The sequence below is a fragment of the Lysobacterales bacterium genome, from assembly GCA_019634735.1.
Taxonomy (GTDB): Bacteria; Pseudomonadota; Gammaproteobacteria; order Xanthomonadales; family UBA2363; genus Pseudofulvimonas.
Genome location: JAHCAT010000004.1, coordinates 33,702 through 47,598, shown reverse-complemented (window position 1 = coordinate 47,598; position 13,897 = coordinate 33,702). Strand labels below are relative to the sequence as shown.

Below are 13,897 nucleotides of genomic sequence, written 5' to 3'. Positions count from 1 at the left end.
TCCTGCTCTTGCCCCGGTCCCCGGTCCCCGGTCCTCAATCCACCCGTATCCGATCATGCTGGTCCCACGCCGAGGTGTCGGAAAGAATCACGACATCGCCCTCTGCCAGGCCCTGTTCCACCTCGACCAGGTTCACCGAGGCGCGGCCCAGGCGCACCGGGACGCGCAGTGCGCTGCCGTCGCCGTTGAGGCGGAACAGGGTGGTCTGGCCACCCGGCTGGCCGAAGGCGGGACGGCCGACGTGCAGGACGTCGGGAAGGCGTTCGATCTCGATGGTGCCGTCCACCGACAGGTCGGGGCGGGCACCGGCCGGCAAGGCCCCGGTCAGCTCGACGTCGACCTGCACGGTGCCGTTCTGCACCGCCGGATCGATGCGCAGCACCTGGCCGGCGACGATGCCGTTGCGGGTGTCGACCCGCACCGGCTGGCCAAGCACGATGTCCTTGGCCTGGGTCTCGGCGATGCGCAGTTCGGCCATCAGCTCGTCGGGGCGCGCAACCCGCGCCAGGTTGCCGCCGGCGATCACCTGCTGGCCCTCCTGCACCGGCACCTGCTGCAGCACGCCGGCGATGCCGGCGCGCACCTGCAGGGCGTCGGCCTGGCGTTGGCGCAGGTCGCGGGTGCGGGCCAGCTGGTCGATGCGGGCGCGCTCGGCCTCGAGCTGCTTGGCGATGTTGCGTCGGCTGTTGTCCAGGCGCTCGCGCTCCATGTCGACGCGCACCTTCAGGCTGTCGGCGCTGAGCCGGCTGCGCCGGTACTGGATGGTCGAGATGATGCCGCGCTCGGACAATTCCTGCTCGGCCTCGGCCTGCAGACGGGCGCCCTCGTGCTCGGCCTCGAAGCCGGCCAGACGCGCACGCTGGTCCAGCACCTGGCTTTCCAGCTCGGTCTCGCGGGCGACGTAGCTGGCCTGCGCGGAAACCAGCTCCGACTGCGCGGCGGCGAGCTGGTCGTCGAGCACCGGGTTGGAGAGTTCCAGGATCACCGTGTCCGGCTCGACCACGGCGCCCGGCTTCACCACGATGCGCTCGACCCGGCCATCGGTCTCGGCGGCGATCCAGCGGATCGCCTTCGGCACCAGGGTGCCGGGGCCGCGCACTTCGCGCAGCATCTCGCCGCGCTTGACGATGTCGGTCCACACCGTGCCGCGGTCGACACGGGGTGCGGCCGGCTCCAGGCGCGCTACCACCAGCGCCAGTCCGGCCACAGCCAGCACGGCACCGACGGTCGCGGCGATCTGGCGTCGGCGCTTGCGCAGCTTGAGGTCGTTTCGCTGGATGTCCATGGCGGACTTGAAGCAGGCCCCGTGCCAACGCCCCTGCACCTTTCCGGATCAGTCACTTGCCTGGTTGCCCCGGGGCGCCCCGGGCCGTGCGCGCGCTGTCGGCGGACGTCGGTGTCCGGATCTGGACGGTCCGCCCGCGCGGACCGGCCGTGCCGGCCCGCCGCATCCGCTCAGTCGACGCCGGCGCGGGCGATCTGTCGCGCCCTTCTCGCAGCGCGCACGGTATTGCAGTTGAGCCGGGCGACCCGTACCGGGTCCTGGTAGCCCCCCGCCACCACGAACACCACCGGCAGCGCGCGTTCCGCCAGGGCACTGAACACGAACAGGTCCCGCCGGAACAACTGGGCGGTGCTCAGGCCGGACCGCCCCTTGGGATCGTTGGCATGGCAGTCAACGCCGGCCTGGTAGAGCACCAGGTCGGGCCGGACCTGGTCGATGCATTCGAAGACACCGGCCAGTGCCCGCTCGTAGGTCTGGAAGCCGTCGCGCCAGACCTTGGCCTCCCAGGCCCAGGCGCGCTCGCCGCCCCGGCAGCCGAACCGGGTTCCGAACACGGTCGCCGCGTACAGGTTGGGCAGCAGCGCCGCGAACTCCTCGGTGCCGTCGCCGCCATGCTCGTCGCAGTCGATCACGAAGATTCGCCGCTCGGGCATGGCGTGGGCGACCAGCGCCAGGCCGTTGACCGGACAGTAGCCGGAGCCGCGTTCGGGAACCGCATGGTGGAAACCCCTGGCAAGGTTCAGGGCGATGCCGTGGCGCAGGGCATGCTGCGCAGCCGCCAGCTGGCCGCCCAGCATCGCCAGCGTCGCGTCGCGCATCGCCGGACTCCAGGGCAGGCCCTGACTCGAGGCCAGCGGCTCGCTGCCGGTCAGGAAGGCGTCGATGTAGTGATCGGCATGCAGGCCGCGGAGCAGTTCCGGCGGCAGCGGCGCAGGTTCCTGGAACGCCACCAGGCCGAGCCGCCGCATGCGCGCCGCGGCAACCGCCAGGCGCGCCAGGCTGGGCACGGTGGCCGGCGCATAGGCCTGGGCGAAGAAACCCGGGATGGCATGCGTCATGGCGGTGGCCGGAGTGCCCGGCTGCAGAATGCCTCGAGGTCCGCGAGCGTGGTCGAGGCCGGCGACAGGAAGCGGCTGTGCAACTGGTGCTGGAACTGGCGGGTGAACACCCGGGACCGGTCCCGGGGTGCGACCACCAGGGTCGACAGGCGCAGGAAGCGGGCCGCGGCGATTCCCCCGGGCGGCACCAGGCACACCGTCTGGCCGGCTGCCGCTACCGCCGGGTCGCCGGTCGGCGCCAGCGCGAACAGGCTGCCCGCCGGCAGCGACACCCCGTTCAATCGCAGGGGCACCATCGAGATCGCCGAGTGCGATTCGCCCAGTCCCATCTTTTCCAGCAGGACCGGGGCGCCCTCGCGGCCGACATGGACACGGACGCTGCCGCCGCGTCGGATCTTGCCGTGGGCGATCTCCAGGAAGAACTCCTCGGCCTGCGAACAGCTGCCGATGGCCGGCTTCTCGGGCATCGGCGGGAGGTCGTCGGGGCAGCCATCCGGCCCTGCGAGCACGGCCCGCATCAGGGCCGCCAGCAGCCGGATCTCCGGCAGGTCCGCTCCGCCCGACAGCGACGCGAGATGGCCGCCGAGCCGAGCCAGCGCGTCCACCAGCAGCGGTTCGGACAGCTCGGCCAGGAGGTGTCCCGGCGCCTTTTCGAGGTCACGCCAGCCGGCCGGCCAGCCGCGCGCCTGGGCCTGGTGCGCCAGCTGTCTGAGCCGTTCGGCCGGCAGCCGGGCGATCAGCAGCAGGTCGGCGGGATCCAGGGGGTCCCGCGGCCGGTTGATCGCCTCGGCCAGGTGGCGGGTCGCCTGGGTGAACCCGCAACCGCGCCGCTCCGTGCAGTGCGAGGGATGGTCGGCGAGCATCTCCTCCAGTCGGCGGTCCAGCCGCAGGCCGGACGTCGCGAAGGCGTCCAGCCGCAGGGCCGCCGATTCAGCTGCCGACATCGACCAGGGCCATCGCCACCAGGGCACGCAACACCTGGGTGGTCTCCCCAGACTCGCGCGCGTCGAAAGTCTGTACCGGCAGCGTCGCGCCGAGTTCGCGCAGCACGGCCCGGATCCGCGACAGGTCGAAGTCCGGCGCCTGGTCGGTATGGGTGATGCCGACCACGCCCGGCACGTCCGGCGCATGGTCCCGCAACGACGCCACCCAGCGCCGGCAGTCCTCGGCCACGCCGGCTCCTGAGCCGTCCAGCACCAGAACGACACCCAGCGCCCCCTCGAGCACGATCGCGCGCATGAACTCGAAATGGTCCTGTCCCGGCATGCCGAACAGGTGCAGCAGGGTTCCGTCATCCAGCTCGACGGTGCTGAAGTCCAGCGCCACCGTCGTGGTGGTCTTGTCCCCGGTCGGCTCTTCCAGCATCGGCACGTCGGTCGACACTGGCGCGATGTCCGACACCGAGCGGATCGCCGTGGTCTTGCCGGCTCCGACCGGACCGGCGAAGACGATCTTGGGCACATCGTGATCGTGGATCATCGCGCCATCTCCAGTCCGAAGCGCCTCGCGATCCGGGTCAGCAGACCGGGCCGGGAGGCGGCCGGTCGCACAATGGGTTGTTGGACGCTGGCGCCCGCCCCGGGGCGGGTGCCAGCGCCATCGGCCAGCAGGCCGGCGGCCCGGAATGCCCAGAGCAGGCGGGACAGGGCATCCGGCTCCGCACCCGTCTCGCGGGCCAGTTGCGCGATGTTCGCCGGGCCGGCAACCAGGCGGGCCGCGACGTGGATCGCCACCTGGTCGCCGGATTCGGCGAGGTCCGGCCAGTCGTCGAGCCGGAAGCTGAGGTCCTCGCGCGCCGGCGGCAATCCGGGCGCGGCCTTGGCCAGGCGGACCAGGAAACTGTCGAGGCTGCGCGCTGCCCAGCTTGCGTAGTGCTTCGGGTCGAAATCGACGATCGCCTCAATCTGCCCGCCTTCCTGGGCCAGACGTTCGGCGCCGGCCATGATGTCGCTGTGGGAACGGCCGAGCACGCGCGAGGTGCCGCGACGGATCAGCAGTACCACAGACCCGGCCGTCACCTTGAGATTGCCCGATCCCGCCAGGTCCGGTCCGGCCAGCCGTTCCAGCAGTTGCCCTGGCCCCAGCCGCCCGCGGTTGCCGACTGCATCGCCACCGGCGTGGCCGTTGGCGGCGGCCACGGGGCGCTCGCGTCGAAGCGCGATCGCCGCCTGGATGTCGGACGCCAGTTCGGCGATCGAGCGGTCATCCGCAACGACGATCCCGGCCTGGCCGGGAAGGTCGACGACCCCGAAAACGACCACCGTGACGCCGCTCGACACGGCCTGCCGGATCCTGTCGGCCGCGCCGGCCGCGGCCGACTCGACGAACAGGATCTGGCAATCCCGGTCGGCCACGGGCACGTACTTCACCCGGTGACCGAAACCGGCCTGGAGATTGCAGGCGATACGCACCCGGCGGGCCAAATCTTCCCGGAGCTCCGGGAGCGCCACCTTGATTTCCATGCCGGCGATCTCCCGGGGATCAGGCGAAATTGAGGTCCTTCTCGAACGTCTTCAGCTCGTGCCGGGCCATCGCCAGGTTGGCGCGCGCGCGATCGATCACGAGATACAGCATCAGCTTCTGGTTGGATTCCAGTGGCCGGATCAGGTGGTACTGCTTGGTCAGCGTGATCAGGATGTCCTCGATGGTGTCGTTGAGCTTCAGGGCGTTGGCGACCTTGCGCTTGGCCTTGACCACCTCGGTGTTGCCGGCGGCCGCGACTTCCAGATTGACGCCGCTGCCGTCGCCGGCCATCAGCATGCCGCTCTCGCAATCGACCAGGGCCGAGGCGACATAACCATCGATGCTGCGCAGCGATTCGAGACTCACTTTGGACGACATGTTTGCGTGCTCCTTGAGCGTGGAATGATTGGATATGCAGCCTCGGTAGGGGTCCCCGGCTCAGGCCGGGCTGACCTGGATGCCGGCGGGCATCGCGATCAGTGCCTCGATGTCGGCCGCGAGACTGTCGGCCAGATCAAGGGTGAAACGCAGGGCGAGCGCCAGGTTGGTGGTGCCGCGCCCCAGCGCGGAAAGCGTGAAGATGCCGGTCCGGTCGCCCAACCTGCGGCTGACCACCACGCCGTGCCGCAGCGAGAGCAGCGCATGCTCGACGCCGCTGCCGTCGAGTTCCCTGGACAGGGATTCGCTGACGCTCATCAAGGTGGCCGTCATCGCCGCGACACGGGCCGGATTGGCGCCCGTACGCTGCACGCAGGCGATGGCCCGGCCGTCGACCGAGGCCAGGCACAGCAGGTCGATATCGGACTGCCCGGACAGCGCGTGGTTTAGCCGCTTCTCGCATCGACCACGGAAATCGGGCGCAGCGAGCAGCCGTCGCCCTGCGGCGACGTCGGCGGTGGATCGGGTTGGCATCGGCGGGACCTTTCGACAAGTGCGGCCTGTACCGCCAGCAGCGGTCCCGGCACGCATCAAAAATTTTTCACATCGTTTGGATCGTATGCCGCTAATTTACGCAGCAGTACGTGAGCGAATTGTGCGGATACGGTGGCGCATTGAGCAGGATCGCCCAGACTGTGCAAACTTTTGTGCCACATCCGGGGGCATCATCACAGCGCGGGCCGGGGTCCTGGCCGCGGGCGTGGTCGTCTGCACCGCTTGGCAAGGGATGCTCCGACGGGTCCTGGATCAGGCGCCACCGCGCCGAGGATCCCCGCCTCGTCGATAGTCCCGCGCCCGAGGAGCATTGACCCCTGTGGATGCCAGAATGCTCGCCGCGCCCTCGCCAGGATTCCGGCAACTCGTCAGCGAGCGTCGCCTGAGCGGCGAGCGGCTGGCCCTGCCCTGCCTGGCCGTGCTCCACGTCGAATCCGGCCGCATGCAGCTTCGCCACTCCCGTGGCACGGTCGAGGCCCAGGCCGGGGAGTTCGCCCTGGTGCCCGGCGACCTGGTCTTCGACGTCACCGTTCAGCCCGGCGCCCGGGGCGTACGCCTGGACCAGCTGATGGTCGATGACGGAATGCACCAGCGGGCGCAGGGACTGATCTCCGCGCTGAGCTCGCCGGTCGCCCGACGGATGCTGCCCGAGATCACCATCGTCGGGCAGTCGCCGCATCTTCGGGCGGCCTGGCGGTGCCTGGTGCTGGGCGCGCATTCCGGGCTGCACGCCTGGCTGATCGAACAATACGGGCTGGCCGTCCTCCTGCAGCTGGCGATCGACGGCGTCGAGCTGCCCTCCCCCCCGGACCGGGACCTGTCGCTGCGCGACCAGGTGGCGACCCTGGTGCTGTCAGACCCCTTTCGCTTCCAGACCGCGGAGCAGATCGCCAGCCGGCTCGGGATGTCCTCGCAGACCCTGCGTCGCCGACTGGCCGAGGGGGGGCAGCGCTTTCGGTCGATCCTCGAGGATGCCCGCATGAACCGCGCGCTCGAACTGGTCACCGGTACCGACCAGCCGTTCGGGCGGATCGCCGCGGAGGTCGGCTATCACTGCGCATCGCGCTTTTCGGCGCGCTTCAGGCAACGTTTCGGGGTGACGCCGCGGCTGTTGCGGCGTTCCGGCCAGACCCGGCTGGCCTGAGCGGCCCGGCGCCACGCCGGGCCACGGCGCCGGTCAGTAACCGGCGGCGGTGCGCGCCCGCGCCAGACTGGCCAGGCGCGGGTGGCCGGGCGGCAGCAGGGCGGCAAGGCCGTGCTCGGCCCGGTCCCAGAAGCTGCGCGCTGCGTCGCGGTCGCCACGTGCATGGGCGAGCTCCGCGAGCGCCTGGTCCAGACGGACCCGGCCCAGTGCCGGCAGTGTCACGTCGGACAACGCGGCGATGCGCTGGACCGCCGCCTCCGTGGCGCCCCCGGCCAGGTCCAGGCGGGCCAGCAGGACCTCCGTGTCCAGGCGCTCCCCATGGGTGTCGGGCAGGGTCGCGCGCACCTGTGCCGCGGCCTGTGCGTACTGGCGCGCGGCGGCCGGCCGGCCGCTGGCGAAAAGGATGCGCGCCAGGTTGTGCTGGTTGCGGGCGATCGCCAGCGGCTGGGCGCCATGGGCGATGCGCATGGCCAGGGCGCGCCGGGACATCTGCTCGGCTTCCGGCAGGCGGCCGCCATCCTCGAGCAGGCTGGCCAGGTTGTTGAGCACCACCGCCTCGTCGACGCTGCCGTCCGGCGCCAGCGCCTGCCGCTGCGCCAGCGCCTCCCGGTAGTGCGCTTCGGCGGTCGCGAAATCGCCGCCGTCCTGATGCGCGGAGGCGAGTTCGTTGAGGGTCTGCGCGACGCGCACCGAGGGCTCGCCCAGCAGTTGCCGCTGCGCGGCCAGCAGCTCGGTCAGGCGCTGCGCGGCGGCCGCGTGGTCGCCGGCGCGCGCCGCACTGGAGGCCAGCACCTGCAGGGTGTTGAAGGTCGAGGGATGCACCAGGGTGTTCACCTCCCGCTTGATCGCCAGCGACTGCTCCAGGATCTCCGTCGCCCGCCCCGGATCGCCATGGCGGCTCTCCAGCCAGCCGAGGTTGTGCAGCGCCGCGGCCAGTTCCGCCCGGTGGCTGTCCCCTGCCGCGGCGAACAGCGCGCGTGCCTCCTCGAAGCGGAGCGCGGCAGCGGCCGGATCGCCGGTGCCTTCCAGCGCGACGCCCAGGATCTGCAGGACATGGCCCAGCTCCGGATCGCCCTCGGCGAACACGACGCGCCCACGATCGAGCGCCTCCTGGGCGAGCGGCACCGCTTCGCCGTCGCGACCGGCCATCTCGTAGGCCCGGGCCAGGTGGCGGAGCGCAGCGACCAGGACACGGGGGTCGCCCCGGCCATCGGCGGCCCTGGCGTTCGCCACCGCGGCCTCGAGCAGCTCGATGCTGGGCCCGGGCAGGCCCAGGCTGGTGTTGATGTCGCCCAGCGCCACCTGCAGCCGTGCCTTGACCTCCGGCCGCGGGAAATCGCGGGTCTCGAGCTGGTCGCGTGCCTGGCCGACCAGGTCGCGCACGGTCAGGGCGTCGCCACGCGTGGTCTCCGGCGCGGCCAGCTTGAACAGGTCGACCAGGAACCCGGCCGCCTGGTTTGCGCCCTCGGCCTCGGCGCGCGCCTGCGCCTGCGCGGCCAGGGCACGGTCGCGCTGCAGCGCGAGCTGCACCGACAACGCCGCCAGCAGGACGATGCTGGCGAGGGTGGCACCGACCGCGAACGGATGCCGGGCAACGAACTTGCGCATGCGGTAGTGCCAGGCGTCCGGCGCCGCGCTGACCGGCCGCCCGGCGAACCAGGCCTCGATGTCGGCGGCCATCGCCGCTGCCGAGGCGTAACGGCGCTGCGGCTCCTCGCGAAGGGCCTTGCGGACGATGTTGTCGAGGTCGCCGCGCAGCAGCCGGGCATCGGCGCGCAGCCAGTCCTGGCCGGTGGCGGCCACCCGGCTGGGCGCCAGCCGGGTGGTGTCGCCCTGCTGCTTGCGCAGGGGCACGCCGGCGAGCAGTTCGAACAGCACCAGGCCCAGGCCGAACACATCGCTGAGGGTGGTGGCCGGCTCGCCGCGCAGCTGTTCCGGGCTGGCGTAGGCGGGGGTCATCGCCTGCAGGCGGGTCTGCTCGGCGGCCTCGGCACCGCCGTCGAGCAGCTTGCCGATGCCGAAGTCGAGCAGCACCGGCGAGCCGTCGGCACGCACCAGCACGTTGGCCGGTTTCAGGTCGCGATGCACGATCAGCTGCTGGTGGGCATGCTGGACCGCCGAGCACAGCGCCTGGAACAGGCGCAGGCGCTCCCGCAACGGCGGATGGTGACGCGCGATCCAGGCATCCAGCGGCTCACCCTCGACATACTCCATGGCCAGCCAGGGCTGGCCGGCCGTCGTGGTGCCGCCATCGAACAGCCGGGCGATGTTGGGATGACGCAGCGTCGCCAGCAGCTCGCGCTCGCGCCGGAAGCGCTCCAGCACCTCGGAGGTGGGAAAGCCGCGGACCAGCTTGATGGCCACCTGGTGGCGGAACTCCCGGTCGTCGCGCTCGGCCAGGAACACCGTGCCCATGCCACCGCTGCCGATCTCGCGCAGCAGGCGGTAGCCGCCGACCTGCTGGCCGGGTGCGCCATGGCCGACGCCGGCGACCAGCGCCTCGGCAACCGGCACCACCCGCGCCGCCAGGGTGGCGCCGTCGTCGTCCTGGTCGCTCGCCAGCAATGCCTCGAGTTCGGCACGCAGTTCCGGCTGGTCGGCGCCGACCTGGTCCAGGAAGGCGGCACGCGCTGCCGGATCGAGGTCGGCCGCCTGGTGGAACAGCGCCTGCAGGCGCGCGATCCTGCTCACGCCGCCAGCGCCTGGCGCAGCCAGGCGCGGCCGAAGCGCAGCGCGCGGTCCACGGTCGGCACCGACACCTCGAGCACGTGCGCGATCTCGTCGCGCTTGAGGCCGGCGAAATAGGTCAGCTCGATCACCTTGGCGGTGCGCTCGTCCTCCGATTCCAGCTCGGCCAGCGCCTGGTCGAGCGCCAGGAAGTCGGCGTCCGGATCGCTGCTCGCCAGACCATCGTCCAGGGTCACGCGCAGCGCGCCGCCGCCGCGTTTGTCGGCCAGGCGCGCGCGCGCATGGTCGACCAGCACCGAACGCATGTGCAGGGCCGCGGTGGCGAAGAAATGCGCGCGGTCGCGCCAGTCGGCGTCGCCGTCGGCCATGCGCAGCCAGGCCTCGTGGACCAGCGCGGTCGGCTGCAGCGTATGGCCACCGCGCTCGCCGGACAGACGCCGCCGCGCCATCAGGCGCAGCTCGTCGTAGACCGCTGCATTGAGGCGCTCGCGCGCCTGCGCATCGCCAGCCTGCCAGGCCCGCATCAGCACCGTGAGGTTGCCTGTGTCAGCCATCGCCAGTTTTCACCTTTTCGGCCGCCGGCAGTCTAGCCCGGCTCGCGTCGCCGGATAAACCGCGCCGCCCCTGGCGGTCCGCCGTCGCGCCGGCCGCAGCCTTCGCCGCCACGCTGGCGACGCGCTGCCGGCATTCAAGGCGCGGCTGGGTCGTCGGGCACCGGCGCGATCAGGCCCGCGCCCTGGGCACGGACGTTGCCGACCGCAGGCGCCACCGCATGCCAGGCCAGCACCGGCGGTTGCGCGGCGGCGGCGATGGCGGCCGCCGCCTCGCCGTCGGCGTGCAGCCAGTCAGTCAGCACCGGCGGCGAAAGCAGCAGCGGCATGCGGTCGTGCACGGCGCGCAGCGGTCCCTGCGCCTCCGTGGTGACGATGCTGAAGCTGTCCAGACCGGGCTGCTCCGGGGTGCCCGGCCAGTGGTCCCACAGGCCCGCGAACAGCGCCACAGGGCTCCCGTCCGGACGGATGTACACCGGCCGTTTCGGCCGCGGCCACTCGTACCAGCCCGAGGCCGGCACCAGGCAGCGGCGGTGACGCCACGGTCCGCGATAGGCGGGCTTGACCGCGGCGGTCTCGACGCGCGCATTGATGGTGCTGTAGCCGGTGCCGATCGCCTTCGTCCAGGCCGGCACCAGGCCCCAGCGCATCTGCCTGGCGACGGCACCGGTGCCGGCCGGTCCGGCGACCAGGACCCAGGACGACTGCGTGGGCGCGATGTTCCAGGCCGGCTCGGGGTCCGTCTCGGGCGCGGCGATCGCCAGCGGCTGCGAGAACGCCCGGACCTGATCCCAGCCGACCGCCCGGCTGTAGCGCCCGCACATCAGGGCATCGCCGCGGCCCGCGCGCGCAGCGCCGCCAGACGGGCGTCCAGGTCGGCGCGGTCGTGCCAGCGGCCGGCCACCATCACGCCGCGGATGTGGTCGACCCGACCGATCCGCCGGCGCGGGTCGGCATCAAGCAGGACCAGGTCGGCGGCCTGCCCGGCGACCACTGCGCCGCGTTCGCCGGCCGCGCCCAGGTGGGCGGCCGCCGCGACCGTGCCGGTGCGCAGGGCCTGCCAGGGCGTCAGGCCCGCCTCGACCATCAGCGCCAGTTCGCGGTGGGCCGAGACGCCGGGCACGTTGAACCACTGCGGCGCGTCCGAACCCAGCACGATCGGCACACCGCCGTCGTGCAGGGCCTTCAGCAGCTGCCGGCGCAGTTCCAGGAAGCGGTCGGCGCGCGCCCGGCTGAAGCCCGGACCGGACTGGATCTGGCCGCGCTGGGTGCGCCAGCGCGCCTGCACTTCCCCGGGCACATAGGCCATCTCCGGCCGCGCCAGCAGGCCATCGACGTCCTCGTCGCCCAGCATCCAGCGCATCAGGGTCTCGGTCGGCGAGATCGCGGTGCCTGCGGCACGGGTGGCTTCCACCAGCACCGGAATCCGGTCCGGATCGGCGGCCTCGACGGCCAGCAGTCCAAAGAATCCGGGACTGGCGGTGCGCGCCCGGTGGTCGTCCGGGACCAGGGCGCGTACGTAGTCGTCCATGTGCTCGATGCCGGCCATGCGGCGGTCCAGCGCATGCATCAGCCCGACCGCCTCGGGCACGTGGCCGACCACCGGCATGCCGTGCGCACGCGCCGCGGCCATCACCGCGTCGAAGCGCGGGATGTCCAGGCCGGGGTGGATCTTGAGCAGGTCGAAGCCGGCCTGGTGGATCTCCTCGACGAACGCGGCGGCCTGTTCCGAGTCGGTGACGCTGTTGCCGTTGAGCGAAGGCCCGGCCAGCACGACGCGCGGGCCGTCGCGCTCGCCGTCCAGCAACTGCTGGCGCAGCACCAGTTGCCCGGTTTCGCCGAGCAGGCCGCGCACGGTGGTCACGCCATGGGCCAGGAACAGGTCGAGGGTGGGCTGCAGGTCGGGGTGGTCGAGCGGCTGCAGGTGGCCGTGCGCCTCGGCGAGGCCAGGCATCAGCCACAGACCGCGGCCCTCCACCACGCGGGCGCCTTCGGGCACCTCGACCCGCCGGCGCGGACCGACCGCCTCGATGACCTCGCCGCGCACCACCACGGTCTGGTCGCGCAGCACGGTGTCGCGATCCATCGGCAGCACGTCGACGCCGCGGAACACGGTGACCTCGGCGGCGGCGGCGAGGCCGGCGGTCAACACGCCGGCAATCAGGGCGAGGAGGCGGACGAGGGTCATGGCACAGCTCCACGGGACCGGGCCTGCCAGCCTGCCCGGGGCGGCGGGCGCTGTCACGCTGCGGCGCGGACCACGCGGCGCGTGCCTGGTCCGGCAGGCGATGCGGGATCGCCCGTCGGTGGCGCCCCTGCAGGCTGCGCGGCGCTGCGGAGGCGGCGCGCCTTCGCTTCGCCGCGCGGGGGCCGGACTTCCGCCCCGCCGGCGCCGCCCCCACAGGGCCCTGGTCCGACCGGCGGCCAGGGCCGATGTCCCATTCGCCCCGCTGCCGGCGTCTGTGGCGGCAACAGCCCCGAGCCCGAAGCCATGATCGACCGGACCCACACCGCACTGCTCTGCCTCGCCCTCGCCGCCGGTCTGGCCGCAGCCACTCCGCTGCGCGCCGGAGAACTGCTCGTCAACGGCGGCTTCGACACCGACCTCTCCGGCTGGCTGGCACCCGGTGTGACCTGGTCGCCCCTGGATGCCGACAACGACCCCGCATCGGGCTCGGCGCGCCTCACCGACCCCGCCACCGGACCGGGCGTTCCGCCGCCGCTGCTGATCCACCAATGCGCGACCCTGACGCGGCCCACCCACGTTCTGGTGTTCTCGATGCGTGGTCTGCTTCCTGGCGGCCAGCCCTCCGCCCGGATCACCGCCACCCTCAACGTGCACCGGCACAGCCCGGACTGCTCGGGCGGCGCGGTGGCGATCGTGCCCCTGACGACCACCTTGAGCGGCGCCTGGATTCCGCTGTCGCAGACGCTGGCGTTCGCGGGCGAACTTCCCGCGGGCGCCTCCGTGGCAGTGACCGGGCGGGCAGAGCGGGACGGGCTGGACGGACCGGTGTTCGGCCACCTCGACCGGGTGTCGGTCGCCCAGGACGGCCTGCTGCTTGCCGGCTTCGAGCTCCCACCCTGAGCAGCAGCCGGAGCGCACACCGGCGGGCGAACCCGGGCCGTGCGCGACTACACTGCCGCGACCGGGCCGGTTCACCGCCGGCCCCGACGGGGTACCGGGGATGAGTGGGGATGCCGGCCGCGCGCAGGACGTCGATGCCCAGTTCCAGGCCGTGTACGCGCGCCTGCATGCCCTGGCCCACCAGCAGCGGCGCCGCATCGACGGCGCGACGCTGGATACCACCGGCCTGGTCCACGAGGTCTACCTGGAGTTCCGGGATCGACCCGAAGCCCTGGAGCCGCGCGATTTTTTCGCCTATGCAGCCCGCGCCATGCGCCACCTGCTGCTGGATCGTGCCCGCCGCCGCGGTCGGGCCCGCCATGGGGGCGATCTGCGCCAGGTCGAGCTCGGGCCGGGGCTGGAGGCGAACGCCGCCGGCGATGCCTGGGCCGGCCGGCTGATCGAGCTCGACCAGGCGCTGGCGACCCTGCGCGACCAGCAACCGCGCGCGGCCGAAGTGGTCGAACTGCACTTCTTCGCCGGCCTGGCGTTCGCCGACATCGCCCGCCTGCTGGCACGCGACCGCCGCACCATCCATCGCGACTGGCGATTCGCCCGCGCCTGGCTGCTGGCGGCCCTGGACTGATCGCGGGGCAACCCTGGCCGCCCTGCCCCGCGGCGACCGCACCGCGGGAGGACAGGACGCCC

The 13,897-nt window shown here is 72.5% G+C and carries 14 protein-coding genes; 3 read left to right on the top strand and 11 right to left on the bottom strand.

Going from position 1 to position 13,897, the window contains the following annotated elements; genetic code table 11:
- Positions 1 to 34: 34 nt before the first annotated feature.
- The 7 genes from KF823_05390 to KF823_05360 all read right to left on the bottom strand — a co-directional run bounded on the left by KF823_05390 (position 35) and on the right by KF823_05360 (position 5,718).
- Positions 35 to 1,285, bottom strand: a complete 1,251-nt coding sequence (locus tag KF823_05390) for an HlyD family efflux transporter periplasmic adaptor subunit (GenBank protein ID MBX3725332.1) — start codon at positions 1,283 to 1,285, stop codon at positions 35 to 37.
- A 170-nt stretch (positions 1,286 to 1,455) separates the two neighbouring features.
- Positions 1,456 to 2,343 carry a hypothetical protein gene (locus KF823_05385; protein ID MBX3725331.1) on the bottom strand — a complete coding sequence of 296 codons (888 nt, stop codon included), beginning with the start codon at positions 2,341 to 2,343 and terminating at the stop codon, positions 1,456 to 1,458.
- Positions 2,340 to 3,287: a hypothetical protein gene (locus tag KF823_05380; GenBank protein ID MBX3725330.1), complete on the bottom strand. Its 948-nt coding sequence runs from the start codon at positions 3,285 to 3,287 to the stop codon at positions 2,340 to 2,342. The genes KF823_05385 and KF823_05380 overlap by 4 nt, the downstream gene beginning before the upstream one ends.
- A complete protein-coding gene (locus KF823_05375) occupies positions 3,274 to 3,822 on the bottom strand; it encodes an ATP/GTP-binding protein (protein ID MBX3725329.1) in 549 nt (182 codons plus the stop codon). The genes KF823_05380 and KF823_05375 overlap by 14 nt, the downstream gene beginning before the upstream one ends.
- On the bottom strand, positions 3,819 to 4,805 hold the full coding sequence (locus KF823_05370) for a hypothetical protein (GenBank protein ID MBX3725328.1): 987 nt from the start codon (positions 4,803 to 4,805) through the stop codon (positions 3,819 to 3,821). The genes KF823_05375 and KF823_05370 overlap by 4 nt, the downstream gene beginning before the upstream one ends.
- A gap of 19 nt (positions 4,806 to 4,824) precedes the next feature.
- On the bottom strand, positions 4,825 to 5,184 hold the full coding sequence (locus tag KF823_05365; GenBank protein MBX3725327.1) for a roadblock/LC7 domain-containing protein: 360 nt from the start codon (positions 5,182 to 5,184) through the stop codon (positions 4,825 to 4,827).
- Between the two features lie 60 nt (positions 5,185 to 5,244).
- A complete protein-coding gene (locus tag KF823_05360; protein ID MBX3725326.1) occupies positions 5,245 to 5,718 on the bottom strand; it encodes a roadblock/LC7 domain-containing protein in 474 nt (157 codons plus the stop codon).
- Positions 5,719 to 6,070: 352 nt separating this feature from the next.
- Between KF823_05360 and KF823_05355 the strand changes: the two genes are divergently transcribed.
- On the top strand, positions 6,071 to 6,883 hold the full coding sequence (locus tag KF823_05355; GenBank protein ID MBX3725325.1) for a helix-turn-helix transcriptional regulator: 813 nt from the start codon (positions 6,071 to 6,073) through the stop codon (positions 6,881 to 6,883).
- A 33-nt stretch (positions 6,884 to 6,916) separates the two neighbouring features.
- On the opposite strand, the gene KF823_05350 is transcribed toward KF823_05355, so the two are convergent.
- From KF823_05350 to KF823_05335, 4 genes are all read right to left on the bottom strand, one after another.
- On the bottom strand, positions 6,917 to 9,574 hold the full coding sequence (locus tag KF823_05350; protein MBX3725324.1) for a serine/threonine protein kinase: 2,658 nt from the start codon (positions 9,572 to 9,574) through the stop codon (positions 6,917 to 6,919).
- Positions 9,571 to 10,125, bottom strand: a complete 555-nt coding sequence (locus tag KF823_05345; GenBank protein MBX3725323.1) for a sigma-70 family RNA polymerase sigma factor — start codon at positions 10,123 to 10,125, stop codon at positions 9,571 to 9,573. Before KF823_05345 ends, KF823_05350 begins: the two co-directional genes overlap by 4 nt.
- Positions 10,126 to 10,259: 134 nt before the next feature.
- A complete protein-coding gene (locus tag KF823_05340) occupies positions 10,260 to 10,946 on the bottom strand; it encodes an SOS response-associated peptidase (GenBank protein ID MBX3725322.1) in 687 nt (228 codons plus the stop codon).
- Positions 10,946 to 12,310 carry an amidohydrolase family protein gene (locus KF823_05335; GenBank protein ID MBX3725321.1) on the bottom strand — a complete coding sequence of 455 codons (1,365 nt, stop codon included), beginning with the start codon at positions 12,308 to 12,310 and terminating at the stop codon, positions 10,946 to 10,948. The genes KF823_05340 and KF823_05335 overlap by 1 nt, the downstream gene beginning before the upstream one ends.
- A 303-nt stretch (positions 12,311 to 12,613) precedes the next feature.
- Between KF823_05335 and KF823_05330 the strand changes: the two genes are divergently transcribed.
- The gene (locus KF823_05330) at positions 12,614 to 13,210 is read left to right on the top strand and encodes a hypothetical protein (protein ID MBX3725320.1); all 597 of its coding nucleotides are present in this window, start codon (positions 12,614 to 12,616) and stop codon (positions 13,208 to 13,210) included.
- A 100-nt stretch (positions 13,211 to 13,310) separates the two neighbouring features.
- Complete coding sequence (locus tag KF823_05325) at positions 13,311 to 13,835, top strand: sigma-70 family RNA polymerase sigma factor (protein MBX3725319.1); 525 nt, start codon at positions 13,311 to 13,313, stop codon at positions 13,833 to 13,835.
- Positions 13,836 to 13,897 lie beyond the last annotated feature (62 nt).